This window comes from Stenotrophomonas sp. YJH_SMC_20 (assembly GCF_059367845.1).
Genome location: NZ_JCAFRG010000004.1, coordinates 226,273 through 247,544, shown reverse-complemented (window position 1 = coordinate 247,544; position 21,272 = coordinate 226,273). Strand labels below are relative to the sequence as shown.

Sequence of the window (21,272 nt, the reverse complement as noted above, 5' to 3'; positions counted from 1 at the left end):
TGAACGCGGCCCGTGCGAAGCCGCTGCGGCCTGTCCGGGCAGTGGGTGCCGGCAGTATCCTTGTGCCCGAATGGCCTGCCCGCGCCGGATGCACGGGCCCACCCCCACGGAGCACCCCATGATCGACCTGAATCAAATCGATGACCTCGCCCGTCGCCTCAGTGACCTGGTGCCCCCGGGCCTGCGCGAATCGCGCGAGGAACTGCAGGCCACCTTCAAGAGCGCGCTGCAGGCCGGCCTGGCCAAGCTCGACCTGGTCACCCGCGAGGAGTTCGAAGTGCAGCGCGCGGTGTTGTTGAAGACCCGCGAAAAGCTGGACGCGCTGGAAACGGCCGTGCGCGAGCTGGAAGGGCGCGGCGCCGCAGAATGAAAAAAGGAGGCGCACCGCGCCTCCCGTTTACAGATTATTTCCCGGATGGGGCCTTGCAGCAAGGCCCACCGGGCGCCCTAGACTCGCCGGCCTGTCGATCCGGCAGCACAGAGGGGGCAGCAGCGATGGCGCAGGACACCGATTGGACACCCGTTTCGCATGACACCTGCGACCAGGTCGCCGGGCCGTTCTATCACGGCACCCGCGCTGACCTGGCGGTGGGCGAGTTGCTGAGCGCGGGCTTCCGCTCCAACTATCGCGACAGCGTGGTGATGAACCACATCTACTTCACCACCATTGCCAAGGGCGCCGGGCTGGCTGCGGAGATGGCCCGCGGTGAGGGGCGGCCGCGCGTGTATGTGGTGGAGCCGACCGGGCCGTTCGAGGACGACCCGAACGTGACCAACAAGAAGTTTCCCGGGAACCCGACGCGGTCGTATCGGAGTGCGCAGCCGTTGCGGGTGGTTGGGGAGATTACGGAGTGGGAGCTGTATGACGCGGAGTTTGTACGGCAGTTGAAGGCGTTTGTTGCTTCGGGGAGTGGGGAGATCATCAACTGATGGCCTGCTGGCGCTGGGCATTGCGCACTTCTTCATCGGCTTCATAGATGTCCAGCCCGAGCTCAATGCCGCGCTCACCCAAGGCGAGCAGCACGCGAGGCGAAAGCGAGACACCACCGTTGCTGCTGCCCATGAAAAGGCCACAGAACAGATCAGGTCGGAAGCGTGCCAGAGCCTGCCATACGGCGAGATCGCCGGTGAGTTGGTCGAGGATCTCGAAGATCTGAGCGTCCAGATCTTCAGGCTCACGACGCTCCGCATCAAGTTGCCAGCTGCCAGTCCTGGCGATACGCACGGTGCCTGATTGTTTGCCTCTGAGTTCCTGGCCCTTGTGATGCGATGCGGTTGGAGTCGCCCCGAGCAAGGCACTGACTTCTTCGGGTAGGAGGTCGTCCCCGAAGAATCGGAGGGTTACCAGGGAATGATCGAATGCGGCCATTGGAATCCAGTGCGCAGGCATCGTTGATGTCAGATTACGGCCGGAACCGGACGACAGCAGCTTCAGAATAGGCCGAACCGCGGGAATCGGCTTGGGCTCAAACGAAGAGCGGGCCGGTCCCTACTTGAACATCTCCAACAGATCCTTGTCTTCATGCCGCTGCTCCCACGTGGAGAGAAAACAGAAGCTCGCGCCGCTTTGCATGGCAGCCTTCTGGAACCCCGCCAGTTCCTCCTTCGTAACCGGGTACTCAACCGGATCAAAGTGCAGAATCCCCCACGGCTTGACGAAAGAGAACCCGGGCATGAGTTCCGAGAAGATCGCCTTGAGCAGGGGCCGGATATTCGAAAAGTCCTTGATAGGACCCGCGCGGTTGCCAAGGGCATGACACTGGCGACGGATGGTCCTGTCTCCACCGACCAAGCGCGCAATAAAATGGTCCTGGCGCACTTGGACGTAGATCAGCTGGCGGCGAAAAATTCTCATCTTGCTCTCAACTCCGCACGCTCAATCATCGCCCAAGTGCAACATACCCTTCCATCAATGCGCCGGCTCCGCCTTCAGCGCGCTTGAATCCCTTCGCAGCAGATACAGCGCAACCAAGAATGGCCACAGCGAGTTGATCGACGAGAACACGCGCTGGGTCAGCCCCCCATAGCCCTCCGGGTCCGCGCCCACCACGTTCAACCAGAGATAGACGATGCCCCCGATGCTCACCACAGCGGTCACGGCGTACGCCCTTCGGTTGGCCGACCACGCGCTCAGTTCGATGTGCGACATCGCCGGTGCAATGATGTTTGCGATACCGATGGTGTAGAAGCCGTGCATCGGATGGCCCATGGGCCAGAGCCCGTTGGTCAGCATGGAAATGCCAAAGACCAACCAGCAGATTGCGCCTACGGCAATCCGGCGGCCGGATTGCCGCCATACCCCGATGGAGAACGCCACGAAGCCCATACCGGAGCCGATAGCCGCGATCCTGCCGCAGATGCTTGCAAGCGTTGGCGCCAGCAGCAACTCGCTGGCGTGCTGTGCAAGTGGGTTGTAGCCCGGCGCGAACACGGCGGCAACGCTGGTCCAGAACAGGAACCACGGAAGCGGGATCAGACCCGCGCAGAGAAGCAGTCGGCTGCGGCGTGACACGTACAGTGGTCCTTGTTTGGCCTGCGCCAGTGGGTGGAATCCAGTCGAACGCCGCAGAACCTTCCTGCTGCGGGCAGGACGGCGTTGAGTAACTACAGCAGTAGTCAGATTGCGCGTGGCACTCGGTGGGTTCAATAGGCAGGAAGTCATTTAAACCATCCAGCGGGTGTCGCAGCGGTTCGCTTGCATGAGCGATCACACATGCCCGATGGGCGAGTGCTGTCGCATTTGCCGCGCCTTGCATCTCTGACGGAAGGTTCTGACGACTCCGTTCCAGAAGTGCCATTCCGCCTAGCACGCCAAGGCTCTCGCCGCTTCCGGTGCTATGCGACAATGCCAAAAGCGTCTCGGGTTTTGGCGGCATTGACCCCAACCCCTTGGCATTCCCAACTACGTCAGGCAACTCTGGTATCGCCACCGAAAACGGGTGGCCGGGCCTCGAAAACCCGAGCTATTAGGATGTTGTTTGCACTTGCCAGCCGGCATCGCCTTGCGTGGTGTCGGCTGGCATTCCGTCTGCCGGCTATGGCGGGCGGGGCGTGGGGGCCTTGTGCCCGCCGGTTTCTTCCTAATAGCCCGGTTTTCGAGCCACGCTCTGCCCGCCACCTTTATCGGTGGCGGCTTCCGAATGCTTGCACGGAGCCCGCCATGACCACGCCGCACTCCCCTCCCCCGCGCCCGATCCAGGAAGCGCCGTCACGCGCTCCGGCCCCGGACCCCAACAGCCTCATCGCCATCCTCCACGCCATCGGCGCGGGCGCTGCGGCCGACGGCCAGCCCTGGCCCGAGCGGCAGCATCTACGCAGCCGGCAGATGCAGTTGTCCGACGCCGACTGCGCCCTCACCGGCCAGCGCGTCGTGCAGGAGATCCTGCTGGCGGCCGAGCGCACGCGCCAGAACGGCGAGCCGGAGCAGTACGTCGGCGACCGGGTAATGGAGGGGCTGGTGATGGCCGATCTGGCGCTGACCGCCTTCATCCACGAGCGGATGCGACCCAAGGACTGAGCGCGCTTATGGCGCGGACCTTTCTGCCTGTGTGCGGGGTGACGAATGAAGATGCACGGCCTTGCCGCTGCGGCGGTGTGCATCGCGGTGATCGGCGCGATGTGGATGGAGTGGCCCGAGCCAGCAGTGGATCAAGTGTGGGCCTACCAGAAGCTGCAGCCGGCCGACTACCGCCTGCTGCACAGTCATGCGCGCGGCTTCGTGACCGCGAAGGCCCACGAGGGCTTTGAACTGCACGCGCGCCATGCCGGGGCGACGTCCTTCGAGATCCGATGCAAGGGCGTGCTGGTGATGGACGTGGAGAACGCGCCCTCGCGCGTGCTGATCCGCATGCCCGCCGATGCCCGCTGGCGGGCGCCGGATATCGAACGGCTGCGTATCAGCTTCGAGCGTTGGCTGGATCTGCACCAGAGCCAGGGGCGATTGCTGGTGGAGAGTGCGGGGCCATCGTGGGCTGAGGCTTGGCTAAGACGCTTCGGCGCTGCGGTGCCGGATGGGCAGCGGTGCTTGCTGGAAGCGCTTGAAGCGCCGGAACAGTGAGCTGATTCAGTCCACACCAATCGTTGGCAGCCCGCCACTGCGGGCCGCCACACGGCTCAGCTGATCTCCGGAATCCTGCCCAGTTCCGCCACCAGTTGCGCGCACGCGGCGTCCACCTCGGCGAAGTAGGCATCCCATCCCGCCCGCTCACGCTTGGACAGATACAGATCCACGGCGGGGTACTCGCGCGCCGCACTGCGCACGGTATGCACCATCAGCGCCGCCTCGATCGCCGCCGAGGGGTACCCTGCATTGAAGCGCGATGCCACCTCGGTGAAGGCCGCCACCACCTTGCAGTGTTCGTCTCCATCGCGGCTGACAACCCCAACGTGACGCTCATCCGGCTCACGACCATCGGAGCGGTAGTCGTGGCCCTCGCAGCTGGTGTAGGTCACCAGGTTGTGGTCGATGGCGATGGCGAACAGGAGGCCCTTCACGCCTGGTTCGATGACCGATTCAAAATCCGGATGGAACCGCGACGCCAGGCAGCTCGTGGACGGATACGGCGTGCCCGTGTTGTTCATGTTGCCGACGGGAGAACTGATCTGCTGTAACGGCGCCAGGATGGCCAGCCGTTCGGACACCACCTCATCGATCGGCGTATCCCAGAGGCGGATGAACAGATCGACCTGCGTGGACTGGTTGAATCCGCGCGACTCCAGGAACCTGACATTCATGGTGGTGTTCTCTCTCTTGGGCAAAGGGACGGCGCAGGGTCACGCCAGGGCGACATCCACGACGGCTTCGGCATCGGCGCGACGCACCTCGACCACGCGGCCACCTTCAACGTGCAGCACCTTGTTGGCACGCAGGATCGTCTCGGGGCGATGGGCAATCGATACGCAGGTGATGCCAAGCATCGCCAGGTTGTCCAGCAACTGCTTTTCTACCGAGACGTCCAGATTGGCGGTACCTTCGTCCAGCAGCAGGATGTGCGGATCGTGATAGAGCGCGCGCGCCAGCAGGATGCGCTGCTTCTGTCCGCCGGACAGCGCCGATCCCAGATCACCGATGCGGCTGTTGAACTTCATTGGCATTGCTTCGATCTCATCGAAGATCATCGCTGTCTCGGCGCACCACCGCGCCTTGGACTCATCAGGGCTGGCGTCGAAGAAGGAAATGTTGTCCAGGATGGTGCCCGACAACAGCATGTCGTCCTGCATCACCACGCCGATGCGGCGGCGGAAACTCTGCATCTCGAAATCCGCCATGGGCCGGCCATTGAAACGCACCTGCCCTTCGGCAAGCTCCATCAGACCGAGGATGAGGCGGAACAAGGTCGTCTTGCCGCTGCCGGAGGGGCCGATCAGCGCGACGAAGTCGCCCGCCTCGATCTGGAAGGTCGCACCGGAGACCACGGCCGGATCAATTGGGCCGTAGCGCGCGGACACATTGTCCACCTCAAGCCGGAAACCGTCGAAGTCGGCGGGGACCAGCGGTATTGCCACCTGGGCATCCTGCTCCGGGGGCGACAGCGCGATCTCGGACAGGCGATCCAGGTGCAGCGACACCATCCGCAGTTCCATCGCCTGTTCGGCCAGCGTCATCGATTTCTGCGCGAACTGCGCCTTGTAGACAAGCAGTGCAAACAGCAGGCCAATGGTCAATGAACCGGCAGCTACCTGTGTTGCGCCCACATAGATGCTGGCCGCCGCGTCGACGCCGAGCAGCATCACCTTCGATGCCGACTGTGCCGAGGTGGACAGGCCATGGCCCAGCTCCGCGTTTATCAGGCGGCTGTAATGGTTGTGCCAGTTGCCCAGGCGCTCCTGCTCCTTGGCAAAGATCTTGATCGGCTGCATGCCACGCAGGGTCTCGATCACATGGCCATTCTCCTCGGACCGCATCTTCACCACATTCTCGGCCAGCCGCCGGGTACTGCGGTGCCAGGTAACGCGCACGGCCGTGTAGAGCAGGAAGAAGCCCAGCGCCAGCCCGCCCAGCGCGAGCGAGTAATAGAAGAGAATGGAAATGAACACGATCGCCATGACGCCATCCAGCAGCACCCGGGGAAGGCTACCGACCAGTGTCTGCCGGATGATATTGGCAGATTGGTAGCGATCGATCAGATCACCCACGCGGCGCTTGCTGAAGAATTGCATCGGCAGGCGCAGCAGATGACTGAACAGCACGGACGAGAACTGTGCGTTGAAGGCCGATGCAAAATGCAGCAGCACGTAATCGCGCGAGAACGCGAGCACGCCCTGCAGCACCGCCGCACCAGCAAAGCCCAGCGCCAGGGCCGTGATGAAATCGAAGTCGCGGTTGGTCAGTCCCGTATCGATGACGGTCTTGAGCACCAGCGGGCTGAGCAGCGCAAACAGTTCCAGGAACGCAGTGATCCACACCACCTGCGCCACGAACGACCAGACACCGCGGCTGCCCTGCAGCAGGCGACGCAGGGTGAGGCGCCCGCCTTCGCTTCCCATCTGGAAGTCGGGACGCGGGGTGAACTGGGCGGCGATGCCGGTAAAGTGCCGGGACACCTCTTCCGCACGCATTTCCACCACGCCAAGGGCTGGGTCATGGATCACGTAGCGTGTGCCGCGGATGCCCGCCAGCACCACGAAATGCTCGAAATCCCAATGCAGCAGTGCCGGCAGCTGCAGCTTGGCCAATGACGGAATCTCGCAGCGCACAGTGCGGGTATCCAGGCCGATTCGCCGCGCGAGTTCAACGACATCGCGCAGCGTGGCCCCCTTCATCGAGATCGGGAACCGCTCGCGCAAAGCAAGCAGCGTCACATCCAACCCGTGGTAGCCGGCAACCATCGCCAGGCAGGCCAACGCGCACTCGCTGTGCTCGGCCTGGTAGATCATCGGTGTCTTGCGCCCACTGCGGATCGACATGCTCACTTCTCCCCTGCAGGCGGGTCACGGTCAAACAAGGAGAAGTAATGACGCGGCGCGCCGCGCACGCTTGCAACAGCGCCATGGCGCCCATCCGTCGTCGCGACGGCGGGCCGGACGCGCAGCTGTGTGCAGCCGTCCGGGGGCGTGGCGGAGGCCGGTGCAGCAACGCAGGGCACCGCGCCGGCGGCGATCACTTCAGCGGTGGCGAGCGGACGATCATCGCCCCCCAGCAGCTCGACGGCCCTGCCCACCGGGAACACTGCGGCACGCGGGGCCGGGAGCACCAGGCCCACATCACCGTTACCCAGCTCCACCGGTACGTGGGTCAGCTCCACACGCGGTCGGAATGTCACCAGCGACGCGGCAACAGACAGCAGCGCTGTGGCTAGCAAGGGAATCAGGTACACCAGGCGCACCGATACAGGCCGTGCAAGCCGCACTTCACCCAGATGGCGGTGCAGGCGATGGGCCTCGGCCTCCGGCCGGAAGAACGGACGGTCATCAAGGGGAGAAGGTCGGGACATGGTCGTGCCGGTTCATGCGGGACCCGGCTGAGGCCGAGGCGGGTGGGCGCTGGTGGTGCAGGGAATCAAGGCGCGCGCGTAGAGGGGAGAACAGCGCCAGGCCCAGCTCGCTGAGCTCGTCCGGCGGTTGCAGTGGCTCGACCAGCTTGTCCATGTAGGCGGCAACGGCGGTCCAGCGCACGCGTATCTCCTCGGTCCTGCCCAGCGCGGCCAGCCTGTCGAACACGATCAGCGCATTGCCGAATGCGTGGTAGCCCAGAAGGATCCTGTCCAAGGGCCGCTCGCACTGCTTCAGCGGCGAGAAGTGCGGCTTGGCACCCGGCACCACGGTGGATCCCAGCCAAGCGCACATGTGGAAGTACTGGTGCGTACATTCGTGCACCAGCATTTCCACGGTCTCGGTGACGCTTGCCGGTACCGACACATCAATCCCGCCCATGCGCAGCGACGAGGAGTTGCTGGCAAGCATGCGCGGGGCGGGCCGCCGAATCGGGGTCACTTCCTTCAGCAGGCAGGTCACCCATGCGTGGTACTCCGGGCAGACCGAGCGCAGCAGCTCCAGCGCATCCTGGAGCTGGTGGGTCGCATCAGCGATCGACGCGTCCTGGCAGTCCATGCCGATCCAGTCAGAGCGGTGCCAATCACTGCCAACGCACCGGATGGGAGATTCACCGTGCAGATTGATTACGCCCTGCACACCAATCCTGGCGTCGATCCACACGGTGCAACGCTCGCACGCGGTCACCGCCACGAAGGTGGCGAGCGTGGAGACACCGGACTGGATCCGCAGCAGGTCGCCGTGCCCCTCGATCAGCACTTCGCCCAGAAAGGTGCGTCCTGCCACAAGCAAAGGGAATTCAAGCGTCACGCGCAGCGCAATGCGGTCCAGGATGCCGGTCAGGAATGCTGCTGTGGCGATCTGCGCCACCTGCCACTCTTCGTGCGGCGCAAGGCGGGCGTACCCAGCGCGGGCCGATTCGCCGGCCTGGATCCAGCTGACCTCCGGCGTCCAGTAACCGCGGTGAGGGGGTGTGGCCGCAAGGCCAGCCAGCACTTCGTCCAACAGTGCGGCGTGCTGCAGCTGCGTCAGGCGATCGCGGGTGCGGCTGACGAATGCGTGGAACTGCAGGGTGCACAGCTCGGCAGCAAGGCTGCGGAAATCGCCCACCGCAGGGTGCGAAAGATAGCGGAAGACATCCATGGGACAGTCCTAGGCCATCACCTGGGCGCCGACGGTCGGGTTCATGAACTGCGATGCCTTCATGGTGGGCGGTGCGGCGAGAATCCCTGCCACCTTTTCCAATCCGTCGCGGCTGACCACGATCTTGGCCAGCGTGGAGTGGATCGAGTCCAAGGTCTCGCAGAAGACCGAGTGTGAAGAAAAGCCCTGGCCGCTCTTGTAGCGATTGAACAGGTCACCGGAGCGACAGGTCCGGAACCATTCGCAATCGGTGCACTTCTGTGGTGACGAATCCACGTCCTCCACCAGGGACCGCCACATCGGGCTGGCGAAGAACTCGCTCAGGCTGGTGTTCTCGATGGTGACGTCAGATCTGCAGAACGCCTCGTCCAGCGCCATGATGTTGTCGTCCGGCCCCAGGTAGCCCTCGGCGGAAATGGTGATGACGTTGTGCCGGTTGGCGCGGCGGAAGTCCAGCCGCTGCGCGTTCTGCTCGGACATCATGGCGTTCATGATCTCGGAGATCATGTAGACGCGGATCGGCTTGGTCTGCGCCGAGTTCATCCAGTAGTCGATGATCTCGCTGAAATATCGCGTCCACTGCGCCTGCGGCGCGAGCGTTGCATCGTCGTGTCCCTGCCGCGGCAACAGGAGATTGAGACCCGATACGCCCAGCTCTTCGGAGAAGTGCCTCAGCACCTCACGCCCATCCAGATCCGCGTTGGCTACGCACAGCACACCGGTCGGCGGAATGCGCCCCTGCGCGCTGGCGGCCTGCAGCAGGCGCAGCCCGCGCACAGTAGTGTCATAGCTGCCCCGACCGCGACGATCGGGTCGCGATGCATCGTGGACATCCTTCGGGCCGTCGATGCTGACACCCACCATCACCTGGTGCTTTGCGAACAGATCGACCCACTCATCGTCGATGAGCGTGCCGTTGGTCTGCATTCCAAGATGCAGTTCGGCGACACCATCGAGTGCTTCGCGCAGGACGGTACACAGGCGGTCGAAACGTGCCTTCGGCAGCAGCGTCGGTTCACCACCGTGCAGCCCCAGGTATATATGCTTGATGTCCAGCTCCTGTGCGCCCTTCTTGAGGAAGGCAGCAAGCACGTGGACAGTTTTCTCAGGAATCAATGGGCGACTGATTTCTGAGAGCTTGTTTTCCTGGAAGAAGTAATAGCAGTAGGGACATGCAAGATTGCAGCGCTCGGCCAGCTTGAGAACGACGTCGATCTGATTACCGAATGAGTTACTCATGGGCAAAGACTTCCCTGTCCCGCAGGTGGCTGCGAGTTGCATTGGAATGCGATCAAAGGTGCCGGCCACAGGCCGGCACCACGTCTCAAGGCTGGAAAATTACTCCAGCACTTCCGGGTTGGCCGACAGGTGGCCCGATGCATGGGCCGAGCCATGGGCCGCGCTCACCAGTTCCAGGTGAGCATCGACCAGGTCACTCATGCCGTCCAGATCAGACACAGCCTGCGGGCTGCTTTCAATCTTGGACTTGAGACGATCAGACAGACTACGGAGCTTCAGATCCATTCAAGACTCCCTTCTTTGTACAAGTGAAGTTGAACTACTTGGATTCGCACTGCACATGAACGACGCATAATCAGATGCGTCAAAGTTGTTTTCACACAACGTGTTGGTGAAGTCAACCAATAGCTTTGCTCACTGCAGGAACCATTCTCTGCAGGACGTGCGTTGCGCACTCACTTGCCACGCGTTGCGACTGCTGGACTGACCTGCGATGCGCGACGAGCGGGACCGAGCACCGCCAGCTGCCCGAGAATCCACAACAGCAGCGCACCCGCAGGCAGGAAATACCAGGGCATGCGCGACAGCTCGTAGGCCTTCATCAGTACCAGATTGAAGGCGTAGGCCAGGAGCATTCCCAGCGTTATGCCTGCGGAGGTGATGAGGAAATTCTCGGTCTGGAAATACGCAAGAATATCGACCCTACGCGCGCCAAGCGCGCGACGGATACCGATCTGGCGCGTGCGCTGCTGCACCCAGAAGCTGGCCAGGCCCACTATGCCCAGTGCCGTGACAATCAGCAGCGCCGTCACCACCACCGACAGCATGACGGCCATTGCGCGATCCTGGCGGAAGTAATCACTGCGCATCTCGCTAAGCGTGTCGCTGTTGAAGATGATGATGTTCGGATCCTCCGCCCTGAGCGCTGCGACACCCGCCTGCAGCACCCCGCCCCTAAGGGCCGGCGACACGCGCGCCACGATGTGCATGCCTGCCGTGTATTTGCGCACCGGGAGGATCATTGTGTAGGTCCCATCGGCGAATCCATTCGGCCGGATCAACTCCTCTACAACCCCGACCACCCGTGTCGGTGAGGTGCCCCAGCTGAAGATGGACTGGCCTATCGCGCTGCGGCCCGGGAAGAGCTGCTCGGCCATGCTGCGGTTGATGATGACCGCTGGCACGCCCTGGTCGCCGCCGGCGTCCTCCAAGGCGCTCATGTCGCGATACTCATCGGCATTGAAGTTGCGCCCGGCAATCAGCCGCGTGCCCAGCACCTGCAGTAGTCCGCCTTCGTCAAGGTAAACGCTGGCAGTCAGGCTCTCATCCTGCTGATCGGCGCTGAGGCGAACGGTGCTGGTGCTGCTGGAACTGCTGAAAGGTACCTGGGAGGCCAGCGCAGCAGCATTGACGCCCGGTACCGCGCGCAGCGTGGCCAGGTACTGGAGTGCCAAGCTGCGGTCCTGGCTCTCCCCGCCACCTTCCAGCTGCCGGGGGTTGGCTGCCTGGATGCGGATCAGCTCGGTCTCGGCCACGCCGCTGTCGATCTGCAGGCGCTGCAGGCGCTCGTTGATCAGGAACAGCAGATTGCAGATGATCGCGCAGCTCAGCGCGATCTCCAGCACGATCAATGACACGGCAATCTTGTGCCGGCGCATGGCTGAAACGATGGGTGCTACGTCCATGGTCCACTCCCGGGAACTGAATCTCGCCGGCGTGGCCATGGCAACGGCCACGCTGGCGTTGTGACGAACGGGGCCTTATTCGGCCTTGAGTTGGGATGCCGGCTCGACCTGCATTGCGCGCCATGCGGGCAGCGCCCCCGCCAGAAGGCTGCTTGCCAGAGCGATCGCCAGGGATACCAGCAGCATGGCCATATCCAGATGTGCCAGCGCGGCGTAGCTGACCGGCTGCTGGCGCACGGCCCACAACCCCAGCCATGCCAGCAGCAGACCCAGGGCGCCACCGGCAGCACCGATCACGGCCGCCTCGACCAAACACTGGGCGAACACATCGATCCGGCTGGCGCCAAGCGCCCGGCGCAGGCTGATTTCCGAAGTGCGCCGCAGGAACTTCGCCAGCAGCAACGCGACCGTGTTCAACACGCACACTGCGAGGAAGCCAAACGCCAGCCAGACCTGCATGCGCACATCGCTTGGAACCACCTGCTTGAACTGCAGGTAGTCGCTTACGCTGCGCAGACGTACATTCACCGGGCGCGCGTAGCGACCTGTTTCATGCTGCACTGCTGCATAGTTTTCCAGGTAGCGCATGTAGTCTGATGCATCGGCCACACCTGGGAGCTCGACCCAGTACTGCAGCCACGCGCAGGGCGCGTTGAGGTCGTACATGTCGCTGTTGCTGCCCCAGCAGGTGCTGCTGCCCTGGAACTTCATGGCCAGATCGCGGGATGTGGTGAACGGCAGGAACAGCCCTTCCACCGCGCGGAACTTGCCTGTGTTGAGGTCGTAGAACTTGGGCACCGGGCGCCATGCGGACAGCACGCCAATCACGTGCAGTTCGCCGCCGGCGACGCGGATGGTCCGGCCGGTGCTGTCGGCACCGCCGAACAGCGCGGCGTTGAGCTCCTCGCTGATGACGGCCACACGGGCATGGGACGCGTCTTCGGCCGCCGTCCAGGTGCGCCCGTAACGCAGCGGCACCTGGAACATGGGGAAGAAGTCGGCGGTAGTGAAGCGCACATCGGTCTGCTGCGGTGCACGCCCGTCCACACCGGCATCGACCCTGGCGCCGCCGCCGGACATCATCGCCTGTCGCGCGCCCTTGGCCTGCGACAGTAGTGTCTCTGCGTCCAGGCGGGTCACCTGTTCGTCGGGTTCGCGGCCCGGCTGATAGCCCTGCAGGCTCGCCGCATCCAGCTGGACGCGGAACACCCGGTCGCTCTTTCCGGGCAGTGGATCGCCAGACAGGACGTGCAGCACGGTAAGCGTGGTTGTCGAGGCGGCAATGCCCAGGCCGATCGCAAGGATCATCAGGGCCGTCAGTACCTTGTTTCTTCTCAGGCTATGCAGTGCAAGGCCTATGTAGTAACCCACCATCCACCACCATCCTTAGCCGTTGACCGACAGTTCGCAGAATTCCTGTTCAAGGTGCAGGGGCCGCAGCAGATCGGTCACCTGGCCATCGATGATGTGGACATTGCGGCGTGCGCGGGACGCCAGCTCCAGATCATGGGTCACCATCACGATGGTGGTGCCAGCGGCGTTGATCTGCTCCAGCAACGCCATTACGCCCTGGGCCATTTCCGTGTCCAGGTTGCCGGTCGGCTCATCGGCCAGCAGCAGGCGTGGACTACCGGCCAGCGCGCGCGCGATGGCCACACGCTGCTGCTGACCACCGGAAAGCTGGGTCGGGAAGTGCTTCATGCGCGAACCCAGGCCGACCTGGGTCAATGCCTGCTCGATGCGTTGGCGACGCTCGCCTGCGGGCATGCGCCGATACCTGAGTGGCACATCCACATTGTCGAAGAGGTTCAGATCCGGGATGAGGTTGAACCCCTGGAAAATGAAACCGATCTTGCGATTGCGCAATTGGCTGCGGGCGATGTCGCCCAGCCGGGAGACATCCTCGCCATCGAGCCGGTATGTGCCTGAGGTGAAATCCTCGAGCAGCCCGGCAATATTGAGAAATGTACTCTTGCCAGAGCCCGATGGGCCCGTCACAGCAACGAACTCACCCTCGGCAACCTTCAGATCCATCGATCGAAGCGCGCTGGTCTGCACTTCGCCGGTACGGAAAACCTTTGAAACTCCTGTCATTTCGAGCATTCGGCGTCCTTTCGTCCAACGTCGCGAAACGTGCAGCAAGCGGGCCTGAAGTTAGCACCAGCAGTCAGTCGATGTTCACCTACTTTGCAACACGGAGCAAGGTCTTGTGATGCGCCCGACACGCCTGCACCTCCTGCCTGAACCCATACGTCGCGAACGCCCCCTTTCGATCGTTCGCGGAAATGCCAGCTTCATGGACGTTCTATACAGACGGAAGCGGGACCGTCCTCCTTCATCTAGGAATCTACATACAGATCTTCCGGGGTACCTGATCGATCGACGGCCTGGTAGAGGCGGGAATATCCCTAGCCACATCTCCGGCAATACCCGATGGCGACCCACAGATCACCTGCCGCACCATCAAGCGACCTTCCGCAGGAAACCACACATGAGCCTGGCGCTGGTCCACAGCCGCGCCCGCGCCGGGGTCGATGCCCCGCTGGTGCGGGTGGAAGTGCATCTCTCTGGCGGCCTGCCTGTCACCCAGATCGTGGGCCTGGCCGAGACCAGCGTCCGCGAATCACGCGAGCGCGTGCGTGCCGCCCTGCTCTGCGCGCGCTTCGACTTTCCGCAGCGACGCATCACTCTGAATCTCGCGCCCGCCGACCTGCCCAAGGAAGGTGGACGTTACGACCTGGCCATCGCCCTGGGCATTCTTGCCGCGAGTGGTCAAGTCGATCCGCAGTCACTGCTGCAGTACGAATTCCTGGGCGAGCTTGGCCTGACCGGTGAGCTGCGGCCAGTGGCGGGTGCACTGCCCGCCGCAATTGCCGCCGCCGAGGCTGGGCGCATTCTGGTGGTGCCTCCGGGGAATGCCGCAGAGGCTGCGTTGGCCGAGCACGCCGATGTGCGTGTAGCGCGTACGTTGCTGGAATGCTGCGCCGGGCTGGGCAATCCGCGCCTGTTGCCACCCGTGGAGCGCGTGGACTCGACACCGTTGCCACTGCCCGATCTGGCCGACGTGCGCGGGCAGGCGCATGCACGGCGCGCGTTGGAAGTGGCCGCAGCAGGTGGTCACCATCTGTTGTTGATCGGTAGCCCTGGCTGCGGCAAGACGCTGTTGGCCTCGCGCCTGCCCAGCCTGTTGCCGGATACCGAAGAGACTGAGGCGCTGCAGCTTGCCGCGATTGCGTCGGTGAGTGGCGAAGGGCTGGACCCAAGACGTTGGCGGCAGCGGCCCTTTAGAGCGCCCCATCACAGCGCGAGCGCGGCGGCGCTGGTGGGTGGGGGCAACCCGCCCTGCCCCGGTGAAATATCACTGGCCCACCATGGAGTCCTCTTCCTTGATGAGCTCCCAGAATGGAACCGCAGCGCGCTGGAAACCCTGCGCGAGCCACTGGAATCCGGCCACATCCGCATCGCCCGCGCGGCACGCAGCGTGCAGTATCCGGCGCGCTTTCAACTGGTGGCGGCGATGAATCCCTGCCCCTGTGGCTGGGCCGGCGACCGCAGCAACCGCTGCCTGTGCAGCGACGAACGCATCAACCGCTACCGTGCGCGCGTGTCCGGTCCGTTGCTGGACCGCATCGATCTGCATATCAGCGTGGCGCGTATGGACGCGGTGGAGCTGCGGGAGAGCACGCCGCTGGGGGAGCCCAGTGCTGCGGTACGTGCACGGGTGGAAGCCGCCCATGCCAAGCAGCAGGTGCGTGGCGGGCTCAACGCGCATCTGCCGCCGGCGGCACTGCGGGCCTGTACCCGACTGAGCGAGGCAGATCAGGACATGCTGGAACAGGCCATCGAGCGCCTGCAGCTGTCGGCGCGGGCGATGCACCGGATTCTGCGGGTGGCGCGCACGATTGCCGATCTGGCGGGTTGCGAGGGTATCCAGACCGCGCATCTGGCTGAGGCGATTGGCTATCGGCAGTTGGATCGGGGAAATGCATGAGCCTGATTGCCGGGAGCCCTCGTCCGCACGGGAGCAGCAACAATCAAAAAAATACCCCGGCCGCGTGCCCAGAAGGACAGAGACGGTACCGGGGTGTACCTGACCACCGTACCCCACACGGCGGCACACTGCAATCGGCATCAGTGGAGGCGTCCAGGCAGCGATGAGCCATGACAGATTCTAAGAAGCCCTTTCCCTGGAGCGCTTTGGCCGCTACCTGGATTGGGCGGGGGGCGACCGTAGCCGAGCCATCGCCCTGTATGGATGCAATACCCACTTGTCTGAAAGCCTCTACGCACCACTGCGGACGTTGGAAGTGGCACTGCGAAACCGCATCTACACCGTTCTGACCCAGGCCAAGGGCGAGGCGTGGTACGGCCGAGGCGCTGGCGCCCTGAAGGTTGCTCATCAACTCGAGCAGGTCGCCAAAGCCGTCAACGAATTGGTCAGAGCGGGAAAGACGGTAACAGCAGGCGGTGTGGTCGCCAGTCTCACCTTCAGTTTCTGGACAACAATGTTCAACAAGGACTACGAGGCCCTTTGGCAGCAGATCCTTCACCGGATTGCGGACCCCAGTGCGCCCAGGGGACTGAAGAGGAGGAGCTTTTCGGGACCGCTGACTCGCATACGTGTGCTACGCAACCGCATCGCCCATCACGAACCGATCCTCGGCTGGAACCTGCGCGGGCACCACGATGAGATTCTGACGCTGATCGAATGGCTATCGCCGCCCGCCGCGACATGGTGTCGTGAGAACAACCGCTTTCCCCAGGCATACCCGGAAGACGGAATCACCTTGGTATGTTCGCCCGAGTCGAATAGACGCTGACTGCGCGTGTCCTCCTGCAGCCGGGTGCGAAGAGCGGTCGACTAACAGTCGACCCCACCAAGGGCAGGCATCAGGCTGCCGAATGCAACCGTCCCCGCTTCGCCAGCAGCGCCACCCGACGGCTGACCAGCGCGTGCAGCTCCGCCAGCTCCGACGCCCGGCCAGCCGTCATGTTCCCGCCAAACAGCACCCGCGACAACGCCGCCTCGTCGCTGTCGTCCGGGTGCTGCCAACGGTCGCGATACACCTTCTGGCACACCAGCCACGCTTGAGGCAGCCCGCCACCGGGTAGCGGGCGGACCATGCGTTCGTAGACCTGCCAGAACTGGTATTCGGCCCGCAGGTCGAATGCGAGCGCCACGGACAGCGCTTGCCGGGGCCGTACTGGGCCTCGGATGCCGAACAACCGGGTTGGCGGGGTCTGCTGTGCCATGCCAACAGAATGACCCAGCAACATTGTGGGAACCTTGCGTCGCCGCCAGAAAATCCCTGTTGATTGCCCAAGGGGGGCCAGGTGGGTTTGGGGGGCCGCCAAGTGCATCCACGCATGGCGTGGATCTACCTAGAAGGTCATCGAGGTACTGAACATCAGCTGCCGTGGCGCGCTGCGCTGCAGGGTCTGGTAATCGCCCGAGAACGACGAGCCGGCGATGGTGGCGGTGCCGATGTTGTGGCGGTTGAACAGGTTGCTCACGTCCAGCCGCAGCTCCAGGCCGGGCACCGCGCTGTCGGCACCGGATCGGTAGGCGGCATAGGTGTTGACCTGCCAGAAGGTCGGCACGCGGATGTCGTTCTCGTAGGTGAATGGCTGGCGCAGGTACGAGGTGCTGGTGGCCCCAAAACGCCAGTCACCGAAGTGGGCGGACAGGTCGCTGACCAGCGAGATCTGCGGGTAACCCGGCTGGGCATTGCCCTTGATCGGGTACACCGTGTCGCCCACCACGAAATCGCTGTCGTAGTACGAACGGGCTACGGCCACGCCCTGATAGAACTGCAGGTGGTCGGTCAGGTCGGCGGTGATGCCTAGGTCGGCACCGATCACGTGCATCTTCGGCATCAGCCGCACGGTGTTGATCTGCGCGAACTGGGTGCCGATGGCGGCCGACAGCAGGCGGTTGCGGATGTCGTTGTAGAACACGTCGCCGGTGATCGTCAGCCGGTCGAAACGATGCGAGGCACCCACGGTCAGGTTCCAGTTCTTCTCCGGGCGCAGCGTGCCGGCCACGCGGTCGAACTCTTCCTGGTCGGTGATGGTCCACGCCGAGGCCGTGTAGCCGATGTTGCCGCGCTGGGCGACGCGGTAGCCGTTCATGGTGTTGGCCAGGTCGATGAAGGCATCGGTGGATTCAGTCGGGCTCCAGAACAGCGAGACGTGCGGCAGGAAGTTGCTCTTCGCGCGCAGCGTGCCGTTCACCGGCCGGTCCTTGGCATCACCCAGGCCACCACCGCGGGTGCGGAAGTCCACGGCCTTGAAGCCGACACCCAGCTTCAGCGTGTCGTTCAGCACGATGTCGTCCTGCAGGTAGAACTGGCGCGAGCGGGTCACCCAGCTCGATGCGTTGTCGGTCTTGAACGCGGGACCATATACATCGAACGGGCCGGTGGCCTTCAGCGGCGGGCCCTCGCCCAGCAGTGGCTGCTGGTACCACTCGGTCTTGGCCGCAGCCTTGCTCTTCTCCTGCCAGAAGCCGGCGGTGAAGGTGTGCGCGCCGGTCTCGAACTGCAGGTTGACCATGCCGCCCAGGCGGTTGAGGCGCGGCGTCTGTACCTGTTCGGAGAACGGTGCGCCGTTGGGCGACGGTACGGTCGGGTCGGTCAGCGTGGCCTGGGTGTGGCTGTTGGCGTTGTACAGCTGCACGTTGCCACTCAGCGCCGGGGTGATCTGGAAGCGATGGTTGATCGATGACACGCGGTCGCGGGTGGTCTGGCCGGTGTCGTACGGAATCAGTTCGGACAGCTCACCGCAGGTGTAGGCGCCGCAGGATTTGTCCGCGTTTTCCGGCGAGGCCACGTACCACGCCCACGCATAATCGGGATAGAAGATGTCGGCCTTCCAGCCCAGCTTGCGGATCATGTCGAAGGAGATGTTGTTGTAGCCCCAGACCTTGGCCTTGCTGTCGGACAGGAACACGGTGACATCGCCCCAGGCGACGTCCTGCTGCAGCTTCAGGTCGCCGCGCAGGAAGTTCTGCGTGCCCTCGCCCTGGTACTTGTCGGCGGACACGCGCTGCAGGTCGACCAGCACTTTCGGGCCATGCTCACCGAGCTGGCCGCTCTGCCCGTACACGGTGGTGACCAGCGTGTTGTTGCTGCCCACGCCCTGCTTCACGCGCAGGCTGGGCGTGTCTTGCAGCTCGCGCAGGCGGTATTCCAGGCTGCCGCCGTTGACGCTGCTGGAGAACACGCTGACCGGTGCGCCGCCAGGGCTGACCGTGATCGCGCCGATACCATCGGGCACGCCCACGTTCACCACGCTGGTGCCGGTGAGCGAGAGGAAGCCGTTGTCGTTCAGCGGCACGCCCTCGAAGGTGATGCCCATTTCATTCATGCGGAAGCCGCGCACGAACAGGCTGGTGGCCGAGATATCCAGGCCCAGCCCATCGGTGGCGGTGTAGCTGGCGCCCGGCACCTGCTTGAGCATGGCCAGGCCGTTGCTGCCGGTGACCATCGCGTCGAGGTCTTCGGCCTTGATGATGTAGCGGTTGGGACCGACCACCTGGGTCGGTGCCACGGCCGCACCGCGCGGTGTGGCGATGACCTGCAGGGCGTTGAGCGTGGTGGGCGTGTCGTGCGCGGCATCGTGCGTTTCTGCGGCGTACGCAGGGGCTGTGATGGCCGCGATGATCGCCAAGGCAAGGCGTGTCGTGGGTGGGGTGTTCATGGCAGCAGATCCAGGGTGTAGGGGGAAAGCGGCGCAGGCGCACGCCCAGCGCGTTGCAGCGCCGGTGTCGGCGCCCTGGCTGGCAGTGCGATCGCGTTGAGGGGGTAAAAGCGCGGCGCGCGTCGGTCAGCAGATGAAGACGATCATCTGCCGTGGGATTCGATGGCGTGATTTCGACGTGCGAAATTCTTGCATCGCGCTGCCGCATCCGCTATTGCGCGGTGGTACAGAGCCGATGGCGATGGGGATGGGTGGGCTATACGTGGGTATAGCCCCGCCGTGGTAGAGGCCGACCTCGGTTGGCGCTTGCCGTTTGTGTGTGCCAACCAAGATTGGCACCTACCTGGGCAACTGGACGCGCGGTTACTGCAGAACGAAACGCTCGATCGCGCGCGCCACGCCTTCATCGGCATTGCTGGTGGTCTCGAACCGCGCCACCGCCTTCACCGCGTCGATGGCATTGCCCATCGCCACGCTGGTGCCGGCGTACTGCAGCATGGTCAGGTCGTTCTCCTGGTCACCGATGGCCATCACGTTGGCACGGTCGATGCCCAGGTGCTCGGCCAGCTTCTGCAGGCTCGGGCCCTTGCCGGCGCGGTGGTCGAACACTTCCAGGAAGTACGGCGCGCTCTTCAGCACCGCGAAGCGCTCGGTCAGTTCGCTGGGCAGGCGCGCGATGGCGGCATCCAGCACGTCGGGCGCGTCGATCATCATCAGCTTGATGAAGGACATCGACGGGTCCATGTCTTCGACGCGGCGGTAGGACAGCGGCATCCGCGAAAGATGCGAGTCGGCCACGGTGTAATAGCTGATGTCCTGGTTGGGCGTGTACATGCGCTGGCTGTCCAGCGCCTGGAAGTGCACGCCCACTTCGCGGGCCACCTGCTCGCAGAACAGGAAATCGTCGAAGCTGAGCGGATACTCGACCACGGTTTCGCGCGTGCCGATGCGTTGCACCAGGCCGCCATTGCAGGCGATGCAGTAGTCGTCGTTGCCGATGATGCCGAGCTCGTGCATATACGGCGCCAGGCCCGGAACCGGGCGGCCACTGGTCAGCACGATGTGCACGCCTAGCGCGCGCGCCTGCGCGATGGCCTGCCGAGCGCGTGCGGTGAGCTGGTGCGACGGGTCCAGCAGCGTGCCATCCATGTCGATGGCGACCAGTTCGATGGTCGATTGCCTGCGGCCCATGTCCATTGCGTTCAACTCGTGCGGGGCACGCCAGTTTACCCCCTCATGCCCGGTTCACCTCTTTGCCCACGTTGGCCGGGATACTGCGGGAGCCTGTGCGTCCCCCACCGCAGGACGGCCCGTTGACCGCCCTTCCCTGGAGAACCTTGCGACGCATGACCTACCGTGCCCCCGAAACCAATGACAGCGCGCCCCTGGCCCAGCAGATCGAGCAGATGATCGACGAGCTGCCCGGCGACCAGGTGCGCGTCGGCACCCTGCTCAGCGCGCTGGGCGATGAGGGCCTGCTGCTGATCGTGATCCTGCTCTCGGCCATCTTCATCATCCCGGTGTCCATTCCAGGGCTGAGCACCGTGTTTGGCGCCTCGATCCTGTTGATCGGCCTGAGCCGTGTGCGCGACCGCCCGCTGTGGGTGCCGCAGAAGCTGGCGCGCCGCGAGATCGCCACCGACAAGCTGAAGGCCAACCTGGGCCGTGCGCTGAAGTGGGTGCACCGCATGGAGCGGCTGTCGCGGCCGATGCGGCTGGCGGTGATGGTGCGCTCGAAGAAGATGATGCGCCTGAACAACCTGATGCTGGTGTTCGCGACCCTGCTGCTGATGGCGCCGGCCGGGCCGATTCCTTTCAGCAACACGCTGCCGGCACTGGCGCTGATGTCGTTTGCGATTGGCTTCATCCAGCGCGATGGCGCGGCGGTGGCGGCCGGTTATGGTTTCGTAGTGGCAACGGTGGTGTATTTCGGCGTGCTGCTGGGCGGCGTGGGGTTTGCCGCCGAGTCGGTGTTCAGCGGGTTCCGCAGCAGTACTGCGGAACTGTAGAGCC

At 64.0% G+C, this 21,272-nt stretch carries 22 protein-coding genes; 7 read left to right on the top strand and 15 right to left on the bottom strand.

The features are described 5' to 3' along the window. The first annotated feature begins 118 nt into the window (after window positions 1–118). A complete protein-coding gene (gene ubiK, locus AC5P6A_RS09510; RefSeq protein WP_005411375.1) occupies window positions 119–370 on the top strand; it encodes a ubiquinone biosynthesis accessory factor UbiK in 252 nt (83 codons plus the stop codon). A gap of 125 nt (window positions 371–495) precedes the next feature. Then, window positions 496–930, top strand: a complete 435-nt coding sequence (gene arr, locus AC5P6A_RS09505) for an NAD(+)--rifampin ADP-ribosyltransferase (RefSeq protein WP_207048865.1) — start codon at window positions 496–498, stop codon at window positions 928–930. On the opposite strand, the gene AC5P6A_RS09500 is transcribed toward arr, so the two are convergent. The 3 genes from AC5P6A_RS09500 to AC5P6A_RS09490 form a co-directional block, all read right to left on the bottom strand. Continuing rightward, window positions 923–1,369, bottom strand: coding sequence for a DUF4279 domain-containing protein (locus AC5P6A_RS09500; RefSeq protein ID WP_164143992.1), 447 nt, complete (start codon window positions 1,367–1,369; stop codon window positions 923–925). The two genes, arr and AC5P6A_RS09500, sit on opposite strands and share 8 nt — an antisense overlap. Before the next feature lie 120 nt (window positions 1,370–1,489). Beyond that, window positions 1,490–1,855: a hypothetical protein gene (locus tag AC5P6A_RS09495; protein ID WP_049417059.1), complete on the bottom strand. Its 366-nt coding sequence runs from the start codon at window positions 1,853–1,855 to the stop codon at window positions 1,490–1,492. Between the two features lie 54 nt (window positions 1,856–1,909). Then, window positions 1,910–2,512, bottom strand: coding sequence for a DUF998 domain-containing protein (locus AC5P6A_RS09490; RefSeq protein ID WP_164143993.1), 603 nt, complete (start codon window positions 2,510–2,512; stop codon window positions 1,910–1,912). Between the two features lie 648 nt (window positions 2,513–3,160). Between AC5P6A_RS09490 and AC5P6A_RS09485 the strand changes: the two genes are divergently transcribed. After that, a complete protein-coding gene (locus tag AC5P6A_RS09485; RefSeq protein WP_164143994.1) occupies window positions 3,161–3,517 on the top strand; it encodes a hypothetical protein in 357 nt (118 codons plus the stop codon). 45 nt (window positions 3,518–3,562) lie between these two features. Beyond that, on the top strand, window positions 3,563–4,057 hold the full coding sequence (locus tag AC5P6A_RS09480) for a cold-shock protein (protein WP_164143995.1): 495 nt from the start codon (window positions 3,563–3,565) through the stop codon (window positions 4,055–4,057). 56 nt (window positions 4,058–4,113) lie between these two features. On the opposite strand, the gene AC5P6A_RS09475 is transcribed toward AC5P6A_RS09480, so the two are convergent. From AC5P6A_RS09475 to AC5P6A_RS09435, 9 genes are all read right to left on the bottom strand, one after another. After that, a complete protein-coding gene (locus AC5P6A_RS09475; RefSeq protein WP_495222301.1) occupies window positions 4,114–4,734 on the bottom strand; it encodes a hypothetical protein in 621 nt (206 codons plus the stop codon). 39 nt (window positions 4,735–4,773) lie between these two features. Beyond that, the gene (locus AC5P6A_RS09470; RefSeq protein ID WP_346473415.1) at window positions 4,774–6,906 is read right to left on the bottom strand and encodes a peptidase domain-containing ABC transporter; all 2,133 of its coding nucleotides are present in this window, start codon (window positions 6,904–6,906) and stop codon (window positions 4,774–4,776) included. 2 nt (window positions 6,907–6,908) lie between these two features. After that, entirely contained in the window at window positions 6,909–7,433 is a 525-nt protein-coding gene (locus tag AC5P6A_RS09465) for a hypothetical protein (protein ID WP_155030250.1), read from the bottom strand. Then, window positions 7,411–8,634 carry an aKG-HExxH-type peptide beta-hydroxylase gene (locus AC5P6A_RS09460; protein WP_155030251.1) on the bottom strand — a complete coding sequence of 408 codons (1,224 nt, stop codon included), beginning with the start codon at window positions 8,632–8,634 and terminating at the stop codon, window positions 7,411–7,413. Before AC5P6A_RS09460 ends, AC5P6A_RS09465 begins: the two co-directional genes overlap by 23 nt. Before the next feature lie 9 nt (window positions 8,635–8,643). Next, the gene (locus AC5P6A_RS09455) at window positions 8,644–9,942 is read right to left on the bottom strand and encodes a radical SAM protein (RefSeq protein ID WP_155030252.1); all 1,299 of its coding nucleotides are present in this window, start codon (window positions 9,940–9,942) and stop codon (window positions 8,644–8,646) included. Between the two features lie 30 nt (window positions 9,943–9,972). Next, a complete protein-coding gene (locus AC5P6A_RS09450) occupies window positions 9,973–10,158 on the bottom strand; it encodes a hypothetical protein (protein ID WP_155030253.1) in 186 nt (61 codons plus the stop codon). A 170-nt stretch (window positions 10,159–10,328) separates the two neighbouring features. Continuing rightward, window positions 10,329–11,558, bottom strand: coding sequence for an ABC transporter permease (locus tag AC5P6A_RS09445; RefSeq protein WP_155030254.1), 1,230 nt, complete (start codon window positions 11,556–11,558; stop codon window positions 10,329–10,331). Between the two features lie 75 nt (window positions 11,559–11,633). Beyond that, window positions 11,634–12,932: an ABC transporter permease gene (locus tag AC5P6A_RS09440; protein WP_155030255.1), complete on the bottom strand. Its 1,299-nt coding sequence runs from the start codon at window positions 12,930–12,932 to the stop codon at window positions 11,634–11,636. Window positions 12,933–12,944: 12 nt separating this feature from the next. Further along, window positions 12,945–13,661, bottom strand: coding sequence for an ABC transporter ATP-binding protein (locus tag AC5P6A_RS09435; protein ID WP_155030256.1), 717 nt, complete (start codon window positions 13,659–13,661; stop codon window positions 12,945–12,947). Window positions 13,662–14,049: 388 nt separating this feature from the next. Between AC5P6A_RS09435 and AC5P6A_RS09430 the strand changes: the two genes are divergently transcribed. After that, entirely contained in the window at window positions 14,050–15,549 is a 1,500-nt protein-coding gene (locus AC5P6A_RS09430; RefSeq protein ID WP_346474320.1) for a YifB family Mg chelatase-like AAA ATPase, read from the top strand. A gap of 277 nt (window positions 15,550–15,826) precedes the next feature. Beyond that, a complete protein-coding gene (locus AC5P6A_RS09425) occupies window positions 15,827–16,378 on the top strand; it encodes an Abi family protein (RefSeq protein ID WP_242015501.1) in 552 nt (183 codons plus the stop codon). Between the two features lie 70 nt (window positions 16,379–16,448). On the opposite strand, the gene AC5P6A_RS09420 is transcribed toward AC5P6A_RS09425, so the two are convergent. The 3 genes from AC5P6A_RS09420 to yidA all read right to left on the bottom strand — a co-directional run bounded on the left by AC5P6A_RS09420 (window position 16,449) and on the right by yidA (window position 20,456). Further along, entirely contained in the window at window positions 16,449–16,835 is a 387-nt protein-coding gene (locus AC5P6A_RS09420; protein ID WP_155030261.1) for a hypothetical protein, read from the bottom strand. Between the two features lie 105 nt (window positions 16,836–16,940). Continuing rightward, window positions 16,941–19,259, bottom strand: coding sequence for a TonB-dependent receptor (locus AC5P6A_RS09415; protein WP_346715032.1), 2,319 nt, complete (start codon window positions 19,257–19,259; stop codon window positions 16,941–16,943). Window positions 19,260–19,622: 363 nt separating this feature from the next. Continuing rightward, entirely contained in the window at window positions 19,623–20,456 is an 834-nt protein-coding gene (yidA, locus tag AC5P6A_RS09410) for a sugar-phosphatase (RefSeq protein WP_332329406.1), read from the bottom strand. Between the two features lie 149 nt (window positions 20,457–20,605). Here yidA and AC5P6A_RS09405 point away from each other — a divergent pair, with 149 nt between their 5' ends. Then, a complete protein-coding gene (locus tag AC5P6A_RS09405; RefSeq protein WP_111098655.1) occupies window positions 20,606–21,268 on the top strand; it encodes an exopolysaccharide biosynthesis protein in 663 nt (220 codons plus the stop codon). The last annotated feature ends 4 nt before the right edge of the window (window positions 21,269–21,272 follow it).